Consider the following 22,751-nt stretch of genomic DNA (forward strand, 5'->3'; position numbering starts at 1 on the left):
CTAAGCCCGACACGCCGGGGAACTCAGCAAGGTTGTGGCCAGTCGCGAGTGGGCAGGCCACACTCAGTACGGGAGCAGCGACGCAGGTGACGTCGGCAGGCACCACCCGGGAGGTAACCGTGCCCGAACTGCGGGTTGTGGCCGTCAGCAACGACGGCACACGGCTGGTGCTCAAGGCTGCCGACAGCACGGAGTACACCCTCCCCATCGACGAGCGGCTGCGCGCCGCCATCCGCGGCGACCGGCCGCGTCTCGGCCAGATCGAGATCGAGGTCGAGAGCCATCTGCGGCCCCGGGACATCCAGGCCCGGATACGAGCCGGTTCCTCCGCTGAGGAGGTCGCCCAGGCCGCCGGGATCTCCGTCGACCGCGTCCGCCGCTTCGAGGGTCCGGTCCTCGCCGAGCGCGCCTTCATGGCCGAGCGCGCCCGCAAGACCGCCATCCGCCGCAACGGCGAGTCCACCGGCCCGCAGCTCGGTGAGGCCGTCTCCGAGCGCCTCGCGCTGCGCGGCGCCGAGAAGGACACCGAGCGCTGGGACTCCTGGCGCCGCGACGACGGCACCTGGGAGGTCATCCTCTCCTACCGGGCCGACGGCGAGGGCCGCAGTGCCTCGTGGACGTACGACCCGCCCCGGCGCCTGGTCCAGCCCAACGACGACGAGGCCCGCGCGCTGATCGGCGAGAACGTCGAGCGCGAGGAGGAGTCGGTCTTCCCGTTCATCCCGCGGATCGCCCGGCTCCCCCAGGACCGGCCGCCCCGCCCGATGATCGACCGGCCCTCGGCCGACCGCATCATGTCGGCCCGCGAGGTCCGCGAGTCGCGGGAGGCCACCGCCGAGTCCAGGGACTCGCTGACCAGCCTGCTCGACGTGGTCCCCGCCTTCCGCGGCGACCTCGCCGTCGGCAGCCCCACCCCGATCGAGCCGGTGCCCGCCGAGGTCGCCGAGGAGACCGAGGAGCCGGCTGCGGCCGCCCCGGCGGTCGGCGCGGGCTCGGCCTACGCCGACATCCTGATGCCGCGCGCCGTCGCACCGCACCGCGAGCGCCTCGTCGGCACCACCGACCGGCAGGCCGAGGCGGACGGCGTCCGGCCCGGGCGCCGGGCCACCGTGCCCAGCTGGGACGAGATCGTCTTCGGCAGCCGACGCAAGAAGCAGGAGTAACAGCGGTCCGCGGGGCGGGAGGCCAGGCCTCCCGCCCCGCAGCGTTTCCCCGGCTCAGCCCGGCCGGCCGGTGACCGCCACCGGGCGGCCCGCGTCGCTCGACCACTCGCTCCACGACCCCGGGTACAGCGTGGCCGGCAGGCCCGCCACCTCCAGCGCCAGGATCTGGTGCGCCGCCGTCACACCCGAACCGCAGTACACCGCGGTCTCCCGCTCCCCCGCGCCCAGCGCCCGGAAGCAGGCCGCCAGCTCGGCGGCCGGACGGAACCGCCCGTCCGGGCCCACGTTCTCGGTCGTCGGCGCCGACACCGCGCCCGGGACGTGCCCGGCCCGCGGGTCCACCGGCTCCGTCTCGCCCCGGTAGCGCTCGCCCGAGCGGGCGTCCAGCAGCAGGTTGCCGCGCGCCCACGCGGCCGCGCCGTCCGCGTCCACCGTCGGCAGCTGCCCCGGCACCGGCTTGAAGTCGCCCGCCGCGGGCTCCGGCAGCTCGGCCGTCACCGGCAGCCCGGCCTCCCGCCAGGCCGCGAATCCGCCGTCCAGCACCCGGACGTCCCGGTGCCCGGCCCACCGCAGCAGCCACCAGGCTCGGGCGGCCGCCATCGAGGCCGCGCCGTCGTACACCACGACCGGGCGCCCGCCGCTCACCCCGAAGCCGCGCATCGCCGCACCGAAGTCCTCCGGGTCCGGCAGCGGGTGGCGCCCGCCCCGGCCGGGCGCGCCGGGCGGAGCCGCCAGGTCCCGGTCCAGCTCGACGAAGTGGGCGCCGGGCAGGTGCCCGGCCCGGTACTCCTCGGCCGCGGTCGGGCCGCCCGGCGCGGCGCCGACCAGCTGGTAGCGCACGTCCAGCAGCACCGGCGGACGGGCGGAGGCGAGCGCCTCCCGCAGCTCGGCCGCGGAGATCAGCGGGGAACCGTCGTTGTAGGTGGTCATGGCGGCCATTGTCGCGCAGCAACGCCGACCCGCCGCTCTTTGTGCGGACTTTGCCGGGATTTCCGCGCGGCCCGAGGGTTGGGCGCCCGTCAGGGTGGAAGCATCACCCTCGCGCCCGAGGATTCCGTGCGCCAACCACCCACGAGGAGGCCCGCATTGCCCGCGGTGGAACTCCGACTGGCCCAGGGCACGCCCTGCTGGGTCAGCCTGCTGACCGACGACCCGGCCGGAGCCCGAGCCTTCTACGGCGCGCTGCTCGGCTGGACGTACACCCCAGGGCCCGGCCAGCTCGGCGACTACGTCCGGGCCGAACTCGACGGGGCGCCGGTCGCCGGCCTCGGCCTCTCCACCGCCACCGGCTTCCCGGTGCAGTGGACCACCTACTTCGCCGTGGACGACGCCGACCGCACCGCCCAGCTGGTCCGCGAGTGCGGCGGCACCGTCGCCGTCGGGCCCCTGCAGGCCGAACGCGCCGGGCGGATGGCGATCGCCTCCGACGTCTCCGGCGCCGTCTTCGGCCTCTGGCAGGGTGAGGAGCACCTCGGTCGGGAGACCGGCACCGACCCCGGCGAACCGGCCTGGGCAGAACTGCTCACCCCCGACACCGAGGGCGCCGCGGTCTTCTACGCCACCGTGCTCGACCGCCAGGTCCGGCCCGGCGCGGACGAGAGCGCGCTGCTCGTGCACGGCCGGCCGGTCGCCGGCATCCGGCACCGCGCCGACCTGCGCGGCCACCCGCCGCGCTGGCGCACCCACTTCGCCGTCCGGGACGTGGCCCTGACCGCTCGTCACGCCGTGGAACTCGGCGGCCGGATCCTGGTCGAACCGCACGACACCGCCCGCGGCCGGGCCGCCCGGCTGGCCGACCCGCAGGGCGGGCACTTCTCGGTGCTGGAGACCGCGGCCTAGGACGGTCTTCCGGACACGCCACGGGGGGAGCCCGGCGGCCTGCGCCCCCGGGGACCGCTCAGGCCTGCTGCTCCTCGAAGGGCAGCACGTCCGGCGAGAGCACCGAGGCGCGGGCCGTCGCCGCGGTCAGGCGGCGACGGTGGTGGCGGCGGCACAGCACCTCGTAGCCGACCTCGTCGTCGCGCACCGAGATGTCCCCGATCACCACCTGGGCGCCCTCGACCACCATCACCCCGCCGACCGTACGGGCATTGTGGGTCGCCCGCGCACCGCACCAGCACAGCGCCTCGACCTGCAGCACCTCCACCCGGTCGGCCAGCTCGATCAGCCGCTGCGAGCCCGGGAACAGCCGGGTGCGGAAGTCGGTGGTGATGCCGAAGGTGTAGACGTCGATGTCCAGTTCGTCCACCACCCGGGCCAGCTGGTCGACCTGCTCGGCGGCGAAGAACTGGGCCTCGTCGCAGATCAGGTAGTCCACCCGGCCGCCCGCCGAGAGCCGCTGCACCACGTGCGCGTGGAAGTCGAAGTCGTCCGTCACCTCGACCGCCTCCGCCTGCAGGCCCAGCCGGCTGGAGATCGTCGCGGCGCCCGCCCGGTCGTTGCGGGTGAGGATGACGCCCCGCCGGCCGCGCGCGGCATGGTTGTGGTCCATCTGCAGCGCCAGCGTCGACTTGCCGCAGTCCATCGTGCCCGAGAAGAACACCAGTTCAGCCATGGGTGGAGCAAGGGCCTTTCAAATCAGGGAAGTTCGGGCACAGAAGGATCAAGGGAGCGACTCAGCCCCGGACTTCGAGCAGCGGCACGAACTGCTCGACCGGAGTCATCGAACCGTGCAGGCCGATCATCGCGGACTCGCCGGGCTCGTTGCGGGAGGCGACGATCGCGATGTCGTCGCGCGCCGCGGCGACCACGTCACCGATCCGGCCGTACACCCGCTCGTCCACGACCGGCCCGAACCAGCCCGCCTCGATCGCCTGGTCCCGGGTGGCGACCCACATCCGGTCGCCCAGCACCTCGCTCCACACCGTGTGCACGTCGGCCGCGGCACCGGGCACCGCGTACACGTGCCGGGCTCGGCCCTCGCCGCCGAGCAGGGCCACGCCCGCGCCCAGCTCCCAGTCCTCGTCGAAGTCGATCCGGTCCTCCGGCGCGATGTCGATCATGCCGTGGTCGGCCGTGACGTACATCGCCGAACGCGGCGGCAACCGCTCGGCCAGGCGGCGGGCCAGCCGGTCCACGGCGTCCAGCGTCATCCGCCACTCGTCGGAGTCCACCCCGAAGCGGTGGCCCGCGCCGTCCAGCTCGCTGACGTAGGTGTACACCAGCGCCCGGTCGTGCTCGGCCAGCCAGGAGGCCGCCAGGTCCATCCGCTCCTCGCCGGTGGTGCGGCCCAGGAAGGTGCCGCCGGACAGCGCCACCCGGGTCAGCGGGGTCTGCGCGAACAGCGGGGAGGAGACCTGCGCGGTCGCCACCCCGGCCTCGTGCGTCCGCTCGAAGACCGTCGGGTACGGCTGCCAGGCGTGCGGCTCGGTCGGCGGCTGCCAGCGCAGTTGGTTCATCAGGTAGCCGGCGCCCGGCACCGCCACCGTGTACCCGGCCAGGCCGTGCAGGCCCGGCGGCGTCCCGGTGCCGACCGAGGCCAGCGAGGTCGCCGTGGTGGACGGAAAGCCCGCGGTCAGCGGACGGCCGCTGCCGCCCAGCGAACTCCCGGCCAGCGAGGAGAGGAACGGTGCGTACTCGGGGTGGCGCAGCAGCAGCTCCCACCCCAGGCCGTCCACCAGGAACACCACCACCCGGTCCGCCGGGGCGATCGGCAGCGTCGCGGTGAACCCGGGGACACCGAGCCCCGCCGCCACCGAGGGCAGCAGGTCGCACAGCGAACCGCTGCCGTAGGGGGGCGCGGGGGCAGCGGCCGGGTCAAGGATCTCGAAGGCGTCGTAGCCGTCGGCAGGAACGAAGGACATGGAACCGGATTCGTAGCGGTCGGAGGCGGCGGCGATCAGACCCGCGGGCCGTTGTCGATCGTCGCGTCGGACAGGGCCCGGGCGAACAGGAGCGCCTGGGACACCGTCTCCGGGCCGTCACCGGCCTCGCTCACCCGAAGCGAGAGGTCGTCGGCCGTCGCCGAACCCGTGTAGCCGTGATCCGCCTCGCAGTTCGGGTCCGAGCAGCCGGCCGGCTCCAGGTCCAGGCGCTGCACCGCGCCCCATCCGATCGTCAGGACCACCTCGCGCGGCAGCGTCCCCGGCGTGTACGTCTCCGGGTTCGCCACCATCCGGCTCACCACGACCGAACCGATCCGGTCCAGCCGCACGCTCTCCGTCGAGGTCGTCGCGAACGGCACCGAGGGGCTGCCCTCGGCCCCCGACTGCTCGTCGGTGTGGCTCACCACGAAACGGGTCGGGGTCAGCACCAGCACCGTCACGTGCCGGCGAACCTCGTTGGCGTCGAATGTCGTCTCCTGGTGCACCAGGTAGGAGCTGATCGGCTCCGGGCCCACCGCGGACTCCACCGCCTCGGACACCAGGGCCGGGTAGTAGCCGCTGCGCTCGATCGCCGAGCGCAGGTCCTGAGTGGTGGTGGTACCGGTCTTCGCCATATCTCCATCCTGGCATGGTCCGCCGACGAAGCGGGCGGCACGGCGCCGAGCTTCGGACAACAGCGCCCGGGCAGGGCGCAACCAAGGAAGGTTACAGCGTGCTCATCGCGCGCGGGCCCAGATCGCTGCGGACCGGCAGGGGCGCGACCCGCACCCGCGCCCCCAGGATCGCCAACCCGTGCGGGGCCACGACCACGGGTTCGAGGTCCACCGACGCGATCTCCGGGACGTCGTCCACCAGCTGCGACACCCTGAGCAGCAGTTCCTCCAGCGCACCGGTGTCCACCGCCTCGGCGCCGCGCCAGCCGAACAGCAGCGGCGCCGCCCGCACCTCCCGGATCAGCCCGGCGACGTCCTGGTCGGTGGCCGGAACCAGCCGGTGCGCCGTGTCGCCCAACAGTTCGGCCGGCGCACCGGCCAGGCCGAAGGACAGGATCGCGCCGACCGCCGGGTCCACTGTGGCACCGATCACCGTGTCCACGCCGCGCGGTGCCAGTCGCTGCACCACCAGTTCGGCCTGCGCGGCGCCGCCGAGCAGCACGTCCAGCTCGCGGTGGGCGCGGCGCAGGCCCGGCTCGCCGGTCAGGTCCAGCCGGACGCTGCCCAGGTCGGGGCGGTGGCGCAGGTGGGGGGCGGTCGCCTTGAGGGCCACCGGGTAGCCGAGCGAGGCTGCCGCCGCGACCGCCGCCGCCTCGTCCGGGGCCGGCAGCGTCGGCGAGACGTCGATGCCGTAGCGGGCCAGCAGCTCACGGGCCTCGGCGTCGGACAGGGTGATCCGGGCGCCGCCGGGCTGGGTGCGGGCGGCGACGGCGGTCCGGGTGCTCAGCGCCGCCGCCACCAGGGTGCGGGCGCCGGGCTCGTCGATCCGGTCCAGATCCGGGACGCGCGCGGTCTCCTCGGCCTCGGCCGTCCGGCGCCGCCACTGCGCGTAGTGGACGGCGTGGGTGAGGGCGAGGACTGCCCGCTCGGGCGCCGGGTACGCGGGGATGCCGCCCGGACGCAACCGGGCCGGCAGGTCGGTCAGGGCCAGGTGCGCGAGCAGCAGCGGCTTGCCCAGTTCCTCGGCCCGCTGACCGGCTTCGAGCAGGCCGGCGGCGATCTCCGGGTCGTCCGAGCCCATCTCCGGGTCGTCGTCGCCGGTCAGCCGGCCGCCCATGAAGGCGTGCGCGGAGGTGCCGATCGGCGGGATCGCGACCGCGATCACTGCGTCGACGGCGGGGTCGGCGAGGGCGACGTCCAGCGCGATCCGGAAGTTCTCGCCGGTCGCGGCGGTGGTCAGGTCGACCGGGGTGTGCGGGCGCAGACCGGCGCTCAGCAGGGCGTCGTAGGTGAGCAGGCCCAGCGAGTCCGAGTTGCCGACCACCGCGACCCGGTCCCCCGGCGGCAGCGGCTGCAGGGCCAGCAGCTCGCCGGTGTCGTACAGCTCGGTGATGGTGGAGACCCTGGTGACGCCCGCCTGTTCGAACAGCGCGTCGACGGTCGCGTCCCGCAGGCCGGTGGCGGTGGCCGGGACGGCGTGGCCCGGCGGCAGGCTGCCGGTGTGCCGGGCGCCCTTGACCACCACGACCGGCTTGGCGGCGGCCAGGCGCCGGGCGATCCGGGTGAACTTGCGCGGGTTGCCGAAGGACTCCAGGTACAGCAGGACGACCCGGGTGGCCTCGTCCTCCGCCCAGTACTGCAGGAAGTCGTTGCCGGAGACGTCGGCGCGGTTGCCGACCGAGGCGAAGGAGGAGACGCCGAGGCCGCGGCGGTGGGCGGCCTCCAGCAGGGCCACGCCGATCGCGCCGGACTGGCAGAAGATCCCGAAGCCGCCGCGGCCGGGCAGGCGCGGCGCGAGCGAGGCGTTCAGCGGGTTCGCCGGGTCGGTGTTGATCAGGCCGAAGGCATTCGGGCCGACCACCCGCATCCCCGCCGCGCGGGCCTGGCGGACCAGGGCGCGCTGCCGGTCCCGGCCCTCCGGACCGGTCTCCGCGTAGCCGGCCGTGAGCACCACCAGGCCCTGCACGCCGTGCGCGCCGCACTCCGCCACGGCGGCCGGGACGGCTCCCTCGGGGACGGCGATCACGGCGAGGTCCACCGGCCCGGGAATGTCCAGAATCGAACGGTGCACCGGGACGCCGTCCAGTTCGGTGCCGGGCGGGGCGTTGCGGTTCACCGCGTAGACCGGGCACCCGGCCGGGGCGCCGGCCAGCACGTCGCGCAGGACCGCCCGGCCGACCGTCTGCGGGGTGCGGGAGACCCCGATCACCGCGACCGAGCGCGGCGTGAGCAGGCGCTGCACCGAGCGCGCCTCGGCGCGGTGCTCGCGGGCACGCATCACGGCGAGCGAGCGGTCGGTCTGTTCGAGGTCGAACTCCAGGTGCACCACGCCGTCGGCGAAGCTGCGGTGCTGGGTGTAGCCGGCGTCGGTGAAGACCTTCACCATCTTCCGGTTCTCCGGCAGCACCTCGGCCTGGAAGCGGCGGATGCCGCGCTCCTGGGCGACGGCGGCGATGTGCTCCAGCAGCGCCGAGGCCACGCCGCGGCCCTGGTGGGCGTCCTGCACCAGGAAGGCCACCTCGGCATCGGTCCCGGTGACGGAGGGGCGGCCCTCGGCGTCGATCCGGTCGTACCGGACGGTGGCAATGAAGTGGTCCCGGACGACCACCGCGAGGCCGACCCGGTTCACGAAGTCGTGGTGGGTGAAGCGGCGGACGTCCTTGTCGGAGAGCCGGGGATAAGGGGCGAAGAACCGGAAGTACTTGGACTGGTCGGAGACCTGCTCGTAGAACTCCACGAGGCGGCCGGCGTCGGAGGGAGTGATCGGCCGGATCCGGGCCGTGCCTCCGTCGCGCAGCAGGATGTCGGCTTCCCAGTGCTGCGGGTAGTCCGGATGCCGCTCGGGGTTCGTTGCCGCGGGGTCGTCCACATTCGTCAGGTTATCCGGCGGTGGGCCGGATGGCGCCGGGCGCGTGCCCACGGCAGGGTGGACGGGACCGGGCGCCGGGGTTTATGCCCCGAAAAGAAACAATCACAAGTCCTGAACACCGCGGTTCTCAGGGCCCCCTGCGTGCAACACTGGTCTAGACAACATGGCCGCTTCCCCCGCTCCCCGAGCACGGCCGTGACCAGCTTCACCGGAAAGGCACGTCTCATGGCTGAGCGCCGCGTCACCATCGGTTGGGCCGAGGGCCTGCACGCCCGTCCCGCCTCCGTCTTCGTCCGGGCCGTCACGGCCACCGGCGTGCCGATCACCATCGCCAAGCCCGGCGGCAACCCGGTCAACGCCGCCTCCATGCTCGGCCTCCTCGCCCTGGGCGCCCAGGGCGGCGACGAGGTCGTCCTGGCCTCCGACGCCGAGAACGCCGACGACGCGCTCGACCGTCTCGCCAAGCTCGTCCAGGAGGGCCTCGACGAGCTCCCCGCCGCGGCCTGAGGCCCCGCGAACGCCCGATCGGGGTGCCGCCGGATTCCGGCGGCACCCCGATCCATTGTGGTCAGCCCTTGACGCAGACGACCTGCTTGAGGTGCGCGACCACCTCGACGAGGTCCTTCTGCTGCTCGATGACCTTCTCGATGTTCTTGTAGGCGCCCGGGATCTCGTCCACCACGCCGCTGTCCTTGCGGCACTCCACGCCCGCGGTCTGCTCGGCCAGGTCCCGCGTGGTGAACCGCTTCTTCGCCGCGTTGCGGCTCATCTTGCGGCCCGCGCCGTGCGAGGCGGAGTTGAAGGACGACGCGTTGCCCAGGCCGCGGACGATGTAGGAACCCGTCCCCATCGAACCCGGGATGATCCCGAGGTCCCCGGAGCCGGCCCGGATCGCACCCTTGCGGGTCACCAGCAGGTCGACGCCGTCGTACCGCTCCTCCGCCACGTAGTTGTGGTGGCAGCTGATGACCTCGTCGAAGGTGACCTCCGCCTTGGCGAACTCGCGCCGGACGACGTCCTGGAAGAGCGCCATCATCACGGCACGGTTGTGCTTCGCGTACTCCTGCGCCCAGAACAGGTCCTGGCGGTAGGCCGCCATCTCGGAGGTCTTCGCGAGGAAGACCGCGAGGTCCTGGTCGATCAGGCCCTGGTTGTGCGACAGCGAGCGGGCGACGCCCATGTGGTGCTCCGCCAGCTCCTTGCCGATGTTGCGGGAACCGGAGTGCAGCATGAGCCAAACAGAACCGGATGTATCGACACAAACCTCGCAGAAGTGGTTCCCCGAGCCGAGCGTTCCCATCTGCTGCATCGCCCGCTCGCGGCGCCACTTGACCTCCTCCGCGATGCCGTCGAAGCGCCGCCAGAAGTCGTCCCAGCCGCCGGCGCTTACGCCCTGCAGCTTCGCCGGGTCGACCGGGTCGGCGTGCAGGCCACGGCCGACCGGGATGGTCCGCTCGATCTCGGAGCGCAGGCCCGACAGGTCGTCCGGGAGGTCGTCGGCGGTGAGCGAGGTCTTCACCGCGCTCATCCCGCAGCCGATGTCGACGCCGACCGCCGCCGGGCAGACCGCGCCCTTCATCGCGATGACGGAGCCCACCGTCGCGCCCTTGCCCAGGTGCACGTCGGGCATCACGGCGAGGCCGTGCAGCCAGGGCAGCGAACTGATGTTGCGCAGCTGCTGCAGGGCCTGGCCCTCGACCGTCGCCGGGTCGGTCCACATCCGGATCGGGACCCGGACGCCGGGTACCTCGGTGTACGTCATGATCGAACGACCTCCACGGGTCGGGTGGTTCACGGGAAACGGGGTGCCGCGCGAAAGGATCCCGGCGCGGCTCGGGGAAGTTCAGGGGGGGCTCAGGCGCCCGGCGCGGCGGCACGGGGGGAGTACGGCCTCGGGGAGCGTCGTCGTATGGCTTGCTCGACCCGCATGGTGACCGCCTCCCTTCGTTCGTCCCGATCCGCGTTCGCACGTGCTGTGCGTCGGGGAACATCTATCCATGGAACGGGTTGGGCCCGCAACGGATTTAGGAACGCGTCCGGCCCGGCGGAGCGGGTGCTCCACCGGGCCGGTGCGACAGGGTCCGGGGCCGTCAGCCGACGACGGTGACCTCGCCGATGCCGAGCGCCCGCACGTCCTCGGCGATCACGGCCGCGTCGCCGACCAGGACGGTGACCAGACGGTCCGGCGGGAAGGCCGCGACGACCGCCTCGGTGGCGGCGGCGGTCGGCAGGTCGGCGAGCTGCCGGTAGATCTCGGCCTGGTAGTCGTCCGCCAGGTACTGCTCGACCTGGTCGGCCAGGGTGCCGGCCACCGAGCCCGCGGTCTCGTACTTGAGGGGCGCCACGCCGACCAGGAACTGCACGGCCTCGTCGCGCTCGGCGTCGGTGAGGCCCTCGGCGGCGAGGGTGCGCAGGATGGTCCAGGTGTCGGCGAGCGCCGGGGCGGTGGAGGCGGTGTCCACCGAGCCGCTGATGGCGATCAGCGAGCGCCCGCTGCCGTCGGCGGCGGAGCGCAGCGGCTGGACGAAGGCCCGGACGCCGTAGGTGTAGCCCTTCTCCTCGCGCAGGACGCGGTCCAGTCGGGACGTGAGGGTGCCGCCCAGGCAGTAGGTGCCGAGGGTCTGCGCGGCCCAGACCGGGTCGTGGCGGTCGGGGCCGATCCGGCCGATCAGCAACTGGGTCTGGACGGACCCGGGGCGGTCCACGATGACGACACGGCCGTGGTCGTCACCGGCGACCGGGGCGTGGACGGAGGCCTCGGCGGCCGGGCCGGTCCAGGTGCCGAGGGTGCCCTCCAGGAGGGCGGGCAGGTCGACGCCGGTGAGGTCGCCGACTACGACGACGGTGCTGGTCGCCGGGCGCACGTGGGCGTCGTAGAAGGCCTTGACGGCGGCACGGTCGATCGACTTGACGGTGTCGGAGGTGCCGGCGCGGGGCCGGGAGAGCCGGTCGGCGGCGTCGAAGAGCTGGGCGTAGAGGGCCTTGGCGGCGCGCCGGGCGGGGTTGGCCTGCTCGTGGACGATCTCGTCCAGGCGGTTGGCGACCAGGCGCTCGATCTCGGCCTCGGGCAACGCGGGCGCGCGCAGGGCGTCGGCGAGCAGGGACAGGCCGCGCTGCAGGCGGGAGGCGGGCACCTCCAGGGAGACCCGGATGCACGGGTGGTCGGCGTGCGCGTCCAGAGTGGCACCGGCCCGCTCCAGCTCGCCGGCGAACTCCTCGGCGCTGAGGGTGTCGGTGCCCTCGTTGAGGGCGCGGGCGAGGATCGCGGCGATGCCGTCGAGGCCGTCTGGCTCGGCGGCGAGCGGGACGTCGAGGAGGACCTCGACGGCGACCAGCTGCTGGCCGGGCCGGTGGCAGTGCAGGACGGTGATGCCGTTGCCGAGGGCGGCCCGCTCCGGAGCGGGGAAGGCCCACGGGCCGGGGGTGCCGGGCTGGGGCTGCGGGTGGAAGGTCATGGCGGGGACGTAGTCGGTGCTCATACGGCGGCACCCTCCTCTTCGGAAGCGGCGTCGGAGTCGGCGTCGGTGTCGGCGGCGGTCGGCTCGTAGGCGAGGACGGCCCGGTTGTCGGGGTGGAGCCGGGCCGCGGCGACGGCCCGGACCTCCTCGGCGGTGACGTCGAGGACCTTGGGGAGGGCGTCGTTGAGCAGCTTGGGGTCGCCGAACAGGACGGCGTAGCGGCAGAGTTCGTCGGCGCGGCCGGCGACGGTGGTGAGCCGGTCCAGCCACTCGCGCTCGATCTGGGCCTGGGCGCGCTCCAGTTCCTCGGGCGTGGGGCCCTCGGCGGCGAAGCGGGCGAGTTCCTCGTCGACGGCCGCGTCGATCTGCGCGAGGGTGGCGTCGCCGGAGGTCTTGACGTCGAGCCAGCCGAGGCTGGGGGCGCCGGCCAGGCGCAGCAGGCCGAAGCCGGCGGCGACGGCGGTGCGGTCGCGGCGGACGAGCCGGTTGTAGAGGCGGCTGGACTCGCCGCTGCCGAGGACGGTGAGGGCGAGGTCGGCCGCGTCGGCCTCACGGGTGCCGTCGTGCGGGAGGCGGTAGGCGGCCATCAGGGCGCGGGAGGGGACGTCCTCGTGGACCTCCTCGCGGATCTCGCGGCCGATGGTGTCCGGGAGTTCGCCGGAGCGCGGGGGCTGCTTGCCGTCGTGGGCGGGGATGGAGCCGAAGTACTTCTCGACCCAGGCGACGGTCTGCTCGGGGTCGATGTCGCCGACGACGGACAGGACGGCGTTGTTGGGCGCGTAGTAGGTGCGGAAGAACGTCCGGGCGTCCTCCAGCGTGGCCGCGTCGAGGTCGGCCATGGAGCCGATGGGCGTGTGGTGGTACGGGTGGCCGTCGGGGTAGGAGAGCGCGGTGAGCTTCTCGAAGGCGGTGCCGTACGGGACGTTGTCGTAGCGCTGGCGGCGCTCGTTCTTGACGACGTCGCGCTGGTTCTCCATGGACGTCTCGTCGAGCGCGGCGAGCAGCGAGCCCATCCGGTCGGCCTCCAACCAGAGGGCGAGCTCCAGCTGGTGGGCGGGCATGGTCTCGAAGTAGTTGGTGCGCTCGAAGCTGGTGGTGCCGTTGAGCGAGCCGCCGGCACCCTGGACCAGTTCGAAGTGCCCGTTGTTGGAGACGTTGGCGGAGCCCTGGAACATCAGGTGCTCGAAGAGGTGGGCGAGGCCGGTGCGGCCCTTGACCTCGTGGCGGGAGCCCACGTCGTACCAGAGGCAGACGGCGGCGACCGGGGTGAGGTGGTCCTCGGAGAGGACGACGCGCAGCCCGTTGGCCAGGCGGTGCTCGGTGATGGCGATGCCTCGGCTGGAGGCGGGGGCCGGGTTGGCCATGCGCTCGGGTCCTTCCCGTCGTCGATGTCGGGGGTTCGTGTGGCGTCCCCCATTGTGGTGCAACGTGCGGGAGCCGTGTTCGTGTCCGCGCGGACGGGGTCGTTCGCCAGGGGCGGAAGAGGGCCGCTGACCGGGAGTGTCCGCGCGAGGGTCCACAATGGGGGCGCCGCGCCCTGTCGACCACGCCGGGTTGACGGGTCCGGCGCGGGGCGGCACCGACCGCCGCCCCACCGAGACACAGCCAGCGACACGTAAGGGAGCCCCGCCGCGATGGCCCGCCGCAGTTCGCAGACCCCGCCGCCCGGAGACTTCGAGGAGCGGATCCTCGACGTCGACGTCGTGGACGAGATGCAGGGCTCCTTCCTGGAGTACGCCTACTCGGTGATCTACTCGCGTGCGCTGCCCGACGCGCGGGACGGTCTGAAGCCGGTGCACCGCCGGATCCTGTACCAGGCCAACGAGATGGGCCTGCGCCCGGAGCGCGCGCACGTCAAGTGCGCACGCCTGGTGGGCGAGGTGATGGGCCGGCTGCACCCGCACGGTGACGCGTCGATCTACGACTCCGTGGTGCGCATGGCCCAGCCGTTCTCGATGCGGCTGCCGCTGATCGACGGGCACGGCAACTTCGGTTCGCTGGGCAACGACGACCCGCCGGCCGCGATGCGCTACACCGAGTCGCGGCTCACCGCGGCGTCGATGGCGATGGTGGAGTCGATCCACGAGGACACCGTCGACTTCGGCCCGAACTACGACGGCAGCGAGCAGGAGCCGCTGGCGCTGCCGGCCGCGTTCCCGAACCTGCTGGTGAACGGCGCGACGGGCATCGCGGTGGGCATGGCGACCAACATGCCGCCGCACAACCTGTCCGAGGTGGTGGCGGCGGCCCGGCACCTGATCAAGCACCCGACCGCGGACCTGGACACGCTGATGCGGTTCGTCCCCGGTCCGGACCTGCCGACCGGCGGGCGGATCGTGGGCCTGTCCGGGATCCGGGACGCCTACGAGTCCGGCCGCGGCACGTTCAAGATCCGGGCGACGTGCACGGTGGAGGCGGTGACGGCCCGTCGCAAGGGCATCGTGGTCACCGAGCTGCCGTACAACGTCGGCCCGGAGAAGGTCATCTCGAAGATCAAGGACCTGGTCAACGCGAAGAAGCTGCAGGGCATCGCGGACGTCAAGGACCTGACCGACCGCGAGCACGGGCTGCGGCTGGTGATCGAGGTCAAGAACGGCTTCGTGCCGGAGGCGCTGCTCGAACAGCTCTACAAGCTGACGCCGATGGAGGAGACCTTCGGCATCAACAACGTGGCGCTGGTGGACGGGCAGCCGCTGACGCTGGGCCTGAAGGAGCTGCTGGAGGTCTACGTCGACCACCGCTTCACCGTGGTGCGCCGGCGCAGCGACTTCCGCCGCCGCAAGCGCCAGGAGCGGCTGCACCTGGTCGAAGGCCTGCTGGTGGCGCTGCTCGACATCGACGAGGTCATCGCGATCATCCGGTCGAGTGACAACGCGCAGCAGGCGAAGGAGCGCCTGATGGAGCGCTTCTCGCTGTCGGACACGCAGACCGCGTACATCCTGGACACCCCGCTGCGCCGGCTCACCCGCTTCGACCGGGTGGAGCTGGAGCAGGAGAAGGCGAAGCTCAACTCGGAGATCGCGGACCTGACCGAGATCCTGGAGTCGGACACCAAGCTGCGCAGCGTGGTGTCGACCGAACTGGGCGCGGTGGCGAAGCAGTTCGGCACGGAGCGGCGGACGGTCCTGCTGGAGGCGGGGGCGGCGCCGTCGGCGGCGCTGGCGGTGCCGCTGGAGGTCGCGGACGACCCGTGCCGGGTGCTGCTGTCCTCGACCGGCCTGCTGGCACGGACGGCGGACGGCGAGCCGTTCGAACTGTCCGAGAAGCGGTCGAAGCACGACGTGATCGTGTCGGCGGTGCACGCGACGGCGCGCGCCGACGTGGGCGTGGTGACGTCCGCGGGCCGGGTGCTGCGGCTGCCGGTGATCGACCTGCCCGCGATGCCGCCGACCCCGTCTCCGAACCTGGCGGGCGGGGCCGCGGTGGGCGAGTTCCTGCGCCTGGAGACCGGGGAGCGGGCGCTGGCCCTGACCACGCTGGACGAGTCCTCGCCGGGGCTGGCGCTGGGCACGCTGCAGGGCGTGGTGAAGCGGGTGGTGCCGGAGTGGCCGGCGAACAAGGACGAGTTCGAGGTGATCGCCCTCAAGGAGGGTGACGAGCTGGTCGGCGCGGTCGAACTGCGCACCGGTGAGGAGGACCTGGTCTTCATCGCCTCCGACGCGCAGCTGCTGCGCTACCCGGCGGGCCAGGTCCGCCCGCAGGGCCGTCCGGCCGGTGGCATGGCCGGCATCAAGCTCTCCGACGGGGCGCGGGTGCTGTCGTTCACGGCGGTGGACCCGGCCGCCGACGCCGTGGTGGTCTCGGTCGCGACGGCCTCCGGCACGCTGTCCGACGGCGAGCAGACGACCTGGAAGGTCACCCCGTTCGAGCAGTACCCGCGCAAGGGCCGCGCCACCGGCGGCGTCCGCTGCCAGCGCTTCCTGCGCGGCGAGGACGCCCTGGCCTTCGCCTGGGCGGGTGCCGCGCCGGCCCGCGCCGCCACCGCCAAGGGCGTCCCGGTCGACCTGCCCGACCGTGACCCGCGCCGCGACGGGTCCGGCACGCCGGTCACCGCCCGGGTCGACGTGGTCGCCGGCCCGGCGTAACGGCCGGGTCGACGTGATCGCCGGCCCGGCACAACGGCCGGCCGCGGCGGAGGGAGGGGCGTTCCCGGGCGTCCCTCCCTCCGCCGTTCCCGGACCCGCGCCGTCACGGGCTCCGCCACGACGGGGCCTCCCCCGCCCCGGTCCCGGGCCTCCCCTGGGGCCGGTCCCGGGCCTCCCCCGCACCGGTCCCGGCCGTCCCGGGCTCGGCGACCGCTCCGGCAGGTGAGGGTAGCCTTGCCCGGGTGAGCACCTGTGCGACGCTGTCGCGTGAACTTTCGGAACCGCTGGCCGCGACAGCGGCGGTGGCGAGCACCTGGCTGCTGGTGGAGCAGAACGGGCCGTGGGGTGCGAAGGCGCTGCGCGAGAGCCACCTGGACCCGGCGGTCGGGCGGGCCCTGGAGGAGGCCGCGGCCGGGACGGGTGTGCGGGTGGCGCTGGTCCGGCGGCCGGGTCGGCACGCGGACTGCCTGCCGACGGCACGGCACGAGGTGGTCGTGGCGCACACGGTGCCGGGCCGCGGCTGGGTGCGCCGGACGCAGGTGGCGGACCCGGCGGAGCTGCTGGGCCTGGACTTCGCGGCGCTGGGTGCCGGCGACCACACGGGCTTCGGTGCGGAGCACGTCGGCGGCCCGGTGGCGCTGGTGTGCACCAACGGGCGGCGGGACCGCTGCTGCGCACTGCTGGGCCGGCCGCTCGCGGCGGAGCTCGCGGCGGCCGGGCACAGCGAGGTGTGGGAGGTGACCCACCTGGGCGGGCACCGCTTCTCCCCCACGATGCTGGTGCTGCCGCACGGCTACGCGTACGGGCGGCTGACGGCGGAGAGCGCCAAGGAGGTGCTGGCGGCGACGGCGGCCGGGCACGTGGTGCCGGAGTGGTCGCGGGGCTGCTCGGGCTGGGAGCGTCCGGGTCAGGCGGCGGAGCACGCGGTGCGGCTGGCGACCGGCGAGACCGGGGTGGACGCGCTGACGCTCACCCAGCGGCCGGACGGCGGGGGCCGCTGGCTGGTGACGGTGCTGCACCGGGACGGCCGGGCCTGGGAGGTGGACGTGATCGAGTCGGCGAGCGAGCCGCCGCGTCCGGAGAGCTGCGGCAAGGCGGCGGGGACGCCGTCGCGCATGGACGTGCTGTCGGTGCGCGGGATCTGAGCGGGGGTCCGGACGGCGGCGGCCCCGCGCCCGTGGGGGTGAGCGCGGGACCGCGGCGGCACGGGGGCGGGCTCAGCCGGTGGCCTTGCCGACGAACTCGGTGGTGTACGTCCTGGACAGGTCGATCGACCCCTCCTTGCCCTTGACGTCCGGGTGGAACGCCGCGAGCACCGCGAGCACCGTCTTCGGCCCGTCGGCGGGCATCACGCCGTCCGTGGTGAACATGGGCAGCGTCGCCTTGATCGCCGCCGCGTACTGCTCGGCGCCGCCCTGCGCGTAGTCGGCGGGCATCTTCGCGGCGATCTCCTCGGGGGTGTGGGTGGACATCCACTTGAGGGTCTTCACGAAGGCGTTGGCGAGCTTCTGGGTGGTGTCCTTGTTCTTCTCCACCCAGTCGGCGTTCATGTACAGCGAGGACGACGGGTACAGCCCGCCGAGCGCCTGGCGCGAGCCCTCGGGGGTGCGCATGTCGTAGAGGACCTTGCCGAGGCCCTTGTCCAGGATGGTGGCGACGGTGGGGTCCGTGGTCATCCCGGCGTCGATGCTGCCCTGCTGGAGCGCGGCGATGAAGGTCTGGCCGGCGCCGACCGCGATCGGGCTGAACTCGCTGACGGCGGTGCCGTTCTTGACCGCGAGGTACTTGGTGAGGAAGTCGGTGGAGGAGCCGAGGCTGGTGACGCCGAGCTTCTTGCCCTTGAAGTCGGCGCCGGACCTGACGGTGTCGGCCTGCTTGGTGGAAACCACCTCGACCTCCCCGGGCGCCTGGGCGAACTGCACCACGGACTCGACGTTCTTGCCCTTGGCCTGCAGGTCGATGGTGTGGTCGTAGAAGCCGACGGCGCCCTGGACGTCCCCGGCGAGCAGGGCGGTGGTGGCGTTGACGCCGGCCGGCTCGGTCATCAGCTCGACGTTGACGCCGGCCTCGGCGAAGGCGCCGAGCCGCTGGGCGAGCATCGCGGGCAGGTAGATGACCTTGTCCAGGCCGCCGACCATGATCTTGACCTTGGGTCCGTCGACCTGCTGCCCGGCCGGGGCGGCGACCGCCCCGTGCCCGGCGGTGGCGGCGTCGTTGGCGCAGGCGGAGAGCGGGACGAGCAGGGCGGCGGCGAGGGCGGCGGCAGCGGCTCTGCCAGTGGAGTTCGGGCGCATGGGTGGGGGTGCCTCTCTCTTCTTCTCAGGCAGGGGTGTCAGCGGCCGTCGCCCGCGTCGGCGGGCTTCCAGCGGAACAGCTTCTTCTCGGCGAAGGTCAGCAGGCCCTCGGTGAGCAGCGCGACGACGGCGAGGATGGTCATGGCGGCGTACACGCCGGCCGCGTTGAAGGTGCCCTGGGCGGCCGCGACCAGCAGGCCGAGGCCCTTGGTGGCGCCGATGTACTCGCCGACGATGGCGCCGATCAGCGCGAAGCCGAAGCTGACGTGCAGGCTGGTGAAGATCCAGGTGGTGGCGGCGGGAATGACCACCTGGAGGGTGACCCTGCGGTTGTCGGCGCCCAGGATGCGGGCGTTGGCGACGAGGTTGCGATCCACCTCGCGGGCGCCCTGGAAGGCGTTGAAGAACACCGGGAAGAACACCAGCACCACGGCGGAGGCGACCTTGGAGGCCGGGCCGAGGCCGAACCAGATCAGGAAGATCGGTGCGAGCACGATGCGCGGGATGGCGTTGAGCACCTTGATGTACGGCCCGAACACGTCGGCCAGGAAGCGGATCCGGCCGAGCGCGATGCCCAGCAGCACACCACCGGTGACACCGATCACCCAGCCGGTGAGGGCCTCGTAGAGGGTGTAGCCGATCTGCTCGCCGAGCGAGCCCTGGGCGGTGCCGTGGGTGATCCACTGCCAGATCTGGTCCCAGATCTTCGACGGCTGCGAGAAGTTGAACGGGTCGACGACGTTCGTCCGGGCGCAGACCTCCCACAGCCCGAGGAAGGCGACCAGGACCGCGACCCGGGCGCCGTAGACGCCCAACTTCCGGTTGCGGGCGGCCCGTTCACGGGCCTCGGTCCTCGTGGTGACGACCGGGGGCTTCCCGGCGACGGCGGATACGGACTCAAGCGGCACGACCCGCTCCTCTCTCCCGGGTGATGCGCACCTCTTCGCCGAGCGAAGCCCAGATCTCGCGGTACAGCTCGACGAACCTGGGTTCCAGCCGGACGGCCTCCACGGTGCGCGGTCGTGGCAGGTCGACGGTGAAGACCTCCTTGACGGTGGCCGGTCCGGCGGTCATGACGACGACCCGGTCGGCGAGCGCGATGGCCTCGTCCAGGTCGTGGGTGACGAAGACGACCGACGAGCCCGTCCCGGCCCACAGCTCCAGCAGCTGGTCCGACATGAGGGCGCGGGTCTGCACGTCCAGTGCCGAGAACGGCTCGTCCATCAGCAGGATCGTCGGGTCGTTGACGAAGGTCTGGGCGAGCGCGACGCGCTTGCGCATGCCGCCGGACAGCTGGTGCGGGTAGCGGTCCTCGAAGGCGGCGAGGCCGACCCGGCCCAGCCAGTCCCGGGCCCGCTCCCTGGCCTCGGCGGCGGGCACGCCGCGGAAGCGCGGGCCGGCCATCACGTTGGACAGGACGGTGCGCCAGGGGAAGACGGCGTCCTGCTGGAAGACGAACCCGACCTTCGAGTCGATCCCGGTGACGAGCTCGCCGTCCACCCGGACCTCGCCCTCGGTGGGCTCCTCCAGGCCGCTGACCAGTGTCAGCGTGGTCGACTTGCCGCAGCCGGTGGGCCCGACGACGGCGACGAACTCGCCCTGGGCGACGGTCAGATCGAGATCACGGACGGCGGTGTGCAGCGCCCCGGACGGGGTGCGGAACCGTTTGGTGGCGCCGGTCAGCTCGATCGCCGGGGTCTTGCTCATTCGTTCCTCCCGGGTCAGTGCTTGCCCCGGAAAGGTAGGAGCGGCCCCGGCCCCGGCGGGAGCCTTCTCCGCGTACTGCGGGTTCTCCGCGTTGAGGGGTGTTCTGCTCGTTTTGCTTCCGCTACAACTGCGGGGGCGCGGCTGACAGAAACACGCCGGAAACGTAGGGTGTCCCGACCCCCACCCCCGCGGAACGCCCTACCCCCCGCTCGGAACCATCCCCCTCGGAACCACCCCGCCCCTCGCGGACGCCCCCCACCCCCGCAGAACCGCCCGAAGCCGCCGAGAGGAGGCCCGGATGAAGCTCCCCCACTGGCCCCGCCGGGTCTTCGCACAGCTGCTGCTGAGCCAGACCGTCGTCACCGTCGGTGTCACCGCGGTGACCGCCGGGCTGTTCCTGGCCCCCGTCAGCAGCGAGCTGGACCACGACGCGATGCAGCGCGCGCTGTCGATCGCCCAGGCCACCGCCACCGACGAGGCGATCGCCCGGGCCGCCGACACCCGCGACGTGGTGACCGCGCAGCGCAACGCCGAGCAGATCCGCCTGGCCACCGGCGCCAGCTTCGTGGTGGTCACCGACCTGGACGGGATCCGGCTCTCGCACACCGACCCGGGCCGGATCGGCCAGCGGGTCAGCACCGACCCGGAGCCGGCGCTGGGCGGCCGCAGCGTCACCGCGATCCAGCAGGGCACGCTGGGCCGCACCGCGCGCGGCAAGGTGCCGCTGCGGATGTCGGACGGCCGGATCGTCGGCGAGGTGTCGGTGGGCATCAGCGACGACTCGATCCGCCGCCGGCTGCTGGGGATGCTCACCGGCATCCTGCTGTGCGCGGGCGCCGGCCTGGCCGCCGGTACGGTCGCCACGCTGGCCCTGGCCCGCCGGCTCAAGCGCCGCACCCACAACATCGCGCTGGCCGACATCTCCGCGCTGCTGGTCGAGCGGGAGGCGATGCTGCACGGCATCCGCGAGGGCATGGTCGCGCTGGACGAGCACGACCGGATCCGGCTGGCCAACGACGAGGCGGTCCGGCTGCTCGGCCTGCCCGAGGGCTGCACCGGCCGCCCGATCGCCGACGTGCTGCCGCCGGGCCGGCTTGCCGACGTGCTGACCGGGCGGATCACCGGCGCCGACCTGCCGGCCGTCCGGGACGACCGGGTGCTCGTGGTGAACCGGATGGCGACCGCCCCGGGCGGGCCCGCCGGCGGGGCGGTGGTCACGCTGCGCGACCGCACCGAGCTGGAGTCGCTGGTCCGCGAGCTGGACACCACCCGCAGCCTGACCGAGGCCCTGCGCGCCCAGGACCACGAACACGCCAACCGAATGCACACCCTGCTGGGTCTGCTGGAGCTGGGCCGCCACGAACAGGCGGTGGCGTTCATCTCGGAGCAGTCCGGCTCGCACGCCGTGGTCGCCGCCCGGATCGCCGAGCAGGTGCAGGACCCGCACGTCGCGGCGCTGCTGGCGGGCAAGACGGCGGTCGCCGTCGAGCGCGGGGTCCGGCTGGTGCTGGCTCCGGCGGCGCACCTGCCGGACGCGGTGGTGGACGCGCGGGCGCTCGTGACGGTGCTCGGAAACCTGGTCGACAACGCGGTGGACGCGGTGGCGCCGGACGGGGGCGGCCGGGTGGAGGTGAGCCTGGCGGCGGCCGGCTCCACCCTGCTGCTGCAGGTCGCGGACAGCGGCCCCGGCGTGCCGGAGGAACTGCGCGAACAGGTCTTCGAGGAGGGGTGGACCAGCAAGGACGCACCCGCGCACCGCCCGCGCGGGCTGGGGCTGGCGATGGTGCGGCGGCTGGTCGAGCGGACCGGCGGCCGGATCGTGCTCGACACCGGGCCGGTGGGCGGCGCCCGGTTCACGGTCGAACTGCCCGAGGCCCTGCTCACCGACCGGCTCGTGGAGGCGTGATGATCGACGTACTCGTGGTGGACGACGACTTCCGGGTCGCCGACGTGCACGCCGCGTACGTGGCCAGGGTGCCGGGCTTCCGGGTCACCGGCACCGCGCACTCGGCCGGGGAGGCGCTGGCCGCGCTGGAGCGCCGACCGGTGGACCTGCTGCTGCTCGACCACCACCTGCCCGACGAGACCGGGCTGGCCCTGGTGCGCCGGCTGCGGGAACGCCAGGTGGCCTGCGACGTGATGATGGTGACCGCCGCCCGGGACGTGTCGACGGTGCACGCCGCGATGCAGCACGGCGCGCTGCAGTACCTGGTCAAGCCGTTCACCTTCGCCGGGCTGCGGGACAAGCTGACGGCGTACGCGCAGCTGCGGCACGCGCTGGCCGCACCGGCCCGGGAGGCCGGCCAGGACGAGGTGGACCGGCTGTTCGCGACGCTGCGCAGCGCCGCCGCCCCGGCCGGGACGCTGCCCAAGGGCCACTCGGCGCCGACCACCGACCTGGTGATGGGCGTGCTGCGCCGGGCGGGCCGGCCGCTGTCCGCCCAGGAGGTCGCGGACGCCACCGGGCTGAGCCGCTCCACGGCGCAGCGCTATCTCAAGCAGCTGGAGCGGGACAGCCGGCTGCGGCTGACCCTGCGCTACGGCGACACCGGCCGGCCGGAACACCGCTACGGGCTCGCGGCGCGGGCGTAGGGCCCGTCTTCGAACCGCCGGCCCTGTGGACGCGGGCTCGGGGACGGGCCCTGGCCGAGGACGGCGCGGACACGGCGAACCCGGCGGCCCCAGGGCCGCCGGGTTC

At 73.5% G+C, this 22,751-nt stretch carries 18 protein-coding genes; 7 read left to right on the top strand and 11 right to left on the bottom strand.

Annotation, left to right across the window (positions count from 1 at the left end; genetic code table 11):
- Positions 1 to 86 precede the first annotated feature (86 nt).
- Complete coding sequence (sepH, locus tag AB0D10_RS20850) at positions 87 to 1,163, top strand: septation protein SepH (RefSeq protein ID WP_360258291.1); 1,077 nt, start codon at positions 87 to 89, stop codon at positions 1,161 to 1,163.
- A gap of 54 nt (positions 1,164 to 1,217) precedes the next feature.
- Here sepH and AB0D10_RS20855 read toward each other — a convergent pair whose 3' ends face one another.
- Complete coding sequence (locus AB0D10_RS20855; protein WP_360258293.1) at positions 1,218 to 2,093, bottom strand: sulfurtransferase; 876 nt, start codon at positions 2,091 to 2,093, stop codon at positions 1,218 to 1,220.
- A 165-nt stretch (positions 2,094 to 2,258) separates the two neighbouring features.
- Here AB0D10_RS20855 and AB0D10_RS20860 point away from each other — a divergent pair, with 165 nt between their 5' ends.
- Positions 2,259 to 3,002: a VOC family protein gene (locus AB0D10_RS20860; protein ID WP_360258484.1), complete on the top strand. Its 744-nt coding sequence runs from the start codon at positions 2,259 to 2,261 to the stop codon at positions 3,000 to 3,002.
- Between the two features lie 58 nt (positions 3,003 to 3,060).
- Here the strand turns inward: AB0D10_RS20860 and AB0D10_RS20865 are convergent, their stop codons facing one another.
- From AB0D10_RS20865 to AB0D10_RS20880, 4 genes are all read right to left on the bottom strand, one after another.
- Positions 3,061 to 3,717, bottom strand: coding sequence for a thymidine kinase (locus tag AB0D10_RS20865; RefSeq protein WP_360258296.1), 657 nt, complete (start codon positions 3,715 to 3,717; stop codon positions 3,061 to 3,063).
- Between the two features lie 61 nt (positions 3,718 to 3,778).
- Positions 3,779 to 4,966 (bottom strand): nucleotide pyrophosphatase/phosphodiesterase family protein, encoded by a 1,188-nt coding sequence (locus AB0D10_RS20870; RefSeq protein ID WP_360258298.1) that lies wholly within the window; start codon positions 4,964 to 4,966, stop codon positions 3,779 to 3,781.
- Between the two features lie 35 nt (positions 4,967 to 5,001).
- Positions 5,002 to 5,601, bottom strand: a complete 600-nt coding sequence (locus AB0D10_RS20875; protein WP_360258300.1) for a DUF5998 family protein — start codon at positions 5,599 to 5,601, stop codon at positions 5,002 to 5,004.
- Between the two features lie 91 nt (positions 5,602 to 5,692).
- The gene (locus AB0D10_RS20880) at positions 5,693 to 8,509 is read right to left on the bottom strand and encodes a GNAT family N-acetyltransferase (protein ID WP_360258302.1); all 2,817 of its coding nucleotides are present in this window, start codon (positions 8,507 to 8,509) and stop codon (positions 5,693 to 5,695) included.
- A gap of 225 nt (positions 8,510 to 8,734) precedes the next feature.
- Between AB0D10_RS20880 and AB0D10_RS20885 the strand changes: the two genes are divergently transcribed.
- Positions 8,735 to 9,016, top strand: coding sequence for an HPr family phosphocarrier protein (locus AB0D10_RS20885; protein WP_360258304.1), 282 nt, complete (start codon positions 8,735 to 8,737; stop codon positions 9,014 to 9,016).
- A 61-nt stretch (positions 9,017 to 9,077) separates the two neighbouring features.
- Here AB0D10_RS20885 and AB0D10_RS20890 read toward each other — a convergent pair whose 3' ends face one another.
- The 3 genes from AB0D10_RS20890 to AB0D10_RS20900 form a co-directional block, all read right to left on the bottom strand.
- The gene (locus tag AB0D10_RS20890) at positions 9,078 to 10,271 is read right to left on the bottom strand and encodes an RtcB family protein (protein WP_360258306.1); all 1,194 of its coding nucleotides are present in this window, start codon (positions 10,269 to 10,271) and stop codon (positions 9,078 to 9,080) included.
- Positions 10,272 to 10,599: 328 nt separating this feature from the next.
- Entirely contained in the window at positions 10,600 to 11,964 is a 1,365-nt protein-coding gene (locus AB0D10_RS20895; RefSeq protein ID WP_360258487.1) for a pitrilysin family protein, read from the bottom strand.
- 20 nt (positions 11,965 to 11,984) lie between these two features.
- Positions 11,985 to 13,331: a pitrilysin family protein gene (locus AB0D10_RS20900; RefSeq protein WP_360258308.1), complete on the bottom strand. Its 1,347-nt coding sequence runs from the start codon at positions 13,329 to 13,331 to the stop codon at positions 11,985 to 11,987.
- A gap of 270 nt (positions 13,332 to 13,601) precedes the next feature.
- Between AB0D10_RS20900 and AB0D10_RS20905 the strand changes: the two genes are divergently transcribed.
- The gene (locus AB0D10_RS20905) at positions 13,602 to 16,052 is read left to right on the top strand and encodes a DNA topoisomerase IV subunit A (RefSeq protein WP_360258310.1); all 2,451 of its coding nucleotides are present in this window, start codon (positions 13,602 to 13,604) and stop codon (positions 16,050 to 16,052) included.
- A 242-nt stretch (positions 16,053 to 16,294) separates the two neighbouring features.
- The gene (locus tag AB0D10_RS20910; RefSeq protein ID WP_360258312.1) at positions 16,295 to 17,197 is read left to right on the top strand and encodes a sucrase ferredoxin; all 903 of its coding nucleotides are present in this window, start codon (positions 16,295 to 16,297) and stop codon (positions 17,195 to 17,197) included.
- 72 nt (positions 17,198 to 17,269) lie between these two features.
- On the opposite strand, the gene AB0D10_RS20915 is transcribed toward AB0D10_RS20910, so the two are convergent.
- From AB0D10_RS20915 to AB0D10_RS20925, 3 genes are read right to left on the bottom strand one after another with little or no spacing between them, the layout of a single operon-like run.
- A complete protein-coding gene (locus tag AB0D10_RS20915) occupies positions 17,270 to 18,346 on the bottom strand; it encodes an ABC transporter substrate-binding protein (RefSeq protein WP_360258314.1) in 1,077 nt (358 codons plus the stop codon).
- Positions 18,347 to 18,384: 38 nt separating this feature from the next.
- Complete coding sequence (locus AB0D10_RS20920) at positions 18,385 to 19,254, bottom strand: ABC transporter permease (RefSeq protein ID WP_360258316.1); 870 nt, start codon at positions 19,252 to 19,254, stop codon at positions 18,385 to 18,387.
- Positions 19,244 to 20,053, bottom strand: coding sequence for an ABC transporter ATP-binding protein (locus tag AB0D10_RS20925; RefSeq protein WP_360258318.1), 810 nt, complete (start codon positions 20,051 to 20,053; stop codon positions 19,244 to 19,246). The genes AB0D10_RS20920 and AB0D10_RS20925 overlap by 11 nt, the downstream gene beginning before the upstream one ends.
- Positions 20,054 to 20,351: 298 nt before the next feature.
- Between AB0D10_RS20925 and AB0D10_RS20930 the strand changes: the two genes are divergently transcribed.
- Both AB0D10_RS20930 and AB0D10_RS20935 read left to right on the top strand, forming a co-directional pair.
- Positions 20,352 to 21,959, top strand: coding sequence for a sensor histidine kinase (locus AB0D10_RS20930; RefSeq protein ID WP_360258320.1), 1,608 nt, complete (start codon positions 20,352 to 20,354; stop codon positions 21,957 to 21,959).
- Complete coding sequence (locus AB0D10_RS20935; protein WP_360258322.1) at positions 21,959 to 22,645, top strand: response regulator; 687 nt, start codon at positions 21,959 to 21,961, stop codon at positions 22,643 to 22,645. The genes AB0D10_RS20930 and AB0D10_RS20935 overlap by 1 nt, the downstream gene beginning before the upstream one ends.
- Positions 22,646 to 22,751: the final 106 nt, after the last annotated feature.

The organism is Kitasatospora sp. NPDC048545 (genome assembly GCF_040651155.1).
Classification (GTDB): Bacteria; Actinomycetota; Actinomycetes; order Streptomycetales; family Streptomycetaceae; genus Kitasatospora.

Bases quoted from the DNA above. Each gene is read 5' to 3' on its own strand.
- AB0D10_RS20930 (WP_360258320.1), top strand. From the start codon at position 20,352: ATGAAGCTCCCCCACTGGCCCCGCCGGGTCTTCGCACAGCTGCTGCTG.
- AB0D10_RS20915 (WP_360258314.1), bottom strand. From the start codon at position 18,346: ATGCGCCCGAACTCCACTGGCAGAGCCGCTGCCGCCGCCCTCGCCGCC.
- AB0D10_RS20870 (WP_360258298.1), bottom strand. From the start codon at position 4,966: ATGTCCTTCGTTCCTGCCGACGGCTACGACGCCTTCGAGATCCTTGAC.
- AB0D10_RS20890 (WP_360258306.1), bottom strand. From the start codon at position 10,271: ATGACGTACACCGAGGTACCCGGCGTCCGGGTCCCGATCCGGATGTGG.
- AB0D10_RS20855 (WP_360258293.1), bottom strand. From the start codon at position 2,093: ATGACCACCTACAACGACGGTTCCCCGCTGATCTCCGCGGCCGAGCTG.
- AB0D10_RS20900 (WP_360258308.1), bottom strand. From the start codon at position 13,331: ATGGCCAACCCGGCCCCCGCCTCCAGCCGAGGCATCGCCATCACCGAG.
- AB0D10_RS20905 (WP_360258310.1), top strand. From the start codon at position 13,602: ATGGCCCGCCGCAGTTCGCAGACCCCGCCGCCCGGAGACTTCGAGGAG.
- AB0D10_RS20935 (WP_360258322.1), top strand. From the start codon at position 21,959: ATGATCGACGTACTCGTGGTGGACGACGACTTCCGGGTCGCCGACGTG.
- AB0D10_RS20925 (WP_360258318.1), bottom strand. From the start codon at position 20,053: ATGAGCAAGACCCCGGCGATCGAGCTGACCGGCGCCACCAAACGGTTC.
- AB0D10_RS20875 (WP_360258300.1), bottom strand. From the start codon at position 5,601: ATGGCGAAGACCGGTACCACCACCACTCAGGACCTGCGCTCGGCGATC.
- AB0D10_RS20885 (WP_360258304.1), top strand. From the start codon at position 8,735: ATGGCTGAGCGCCGCGTCACCATCGGTTGGGCCGAGGGCCTGCACGCC.
- AB0D10_RS20895 (WP_360258487.1), bottom strand. From the start codon at position 11,964: ATGACCTTCCACCCGCAGCCCCAGCCCGGCACCCCCGGCCCGTGGGCC.
- AB0D10_RS20865 (WP_360258296.1), bottom strand. From the start codon at position 3,717: ATGGCTGAACTGGTGTTCTTCTCGGGCACGATGGACTGCGGCAAGTCG.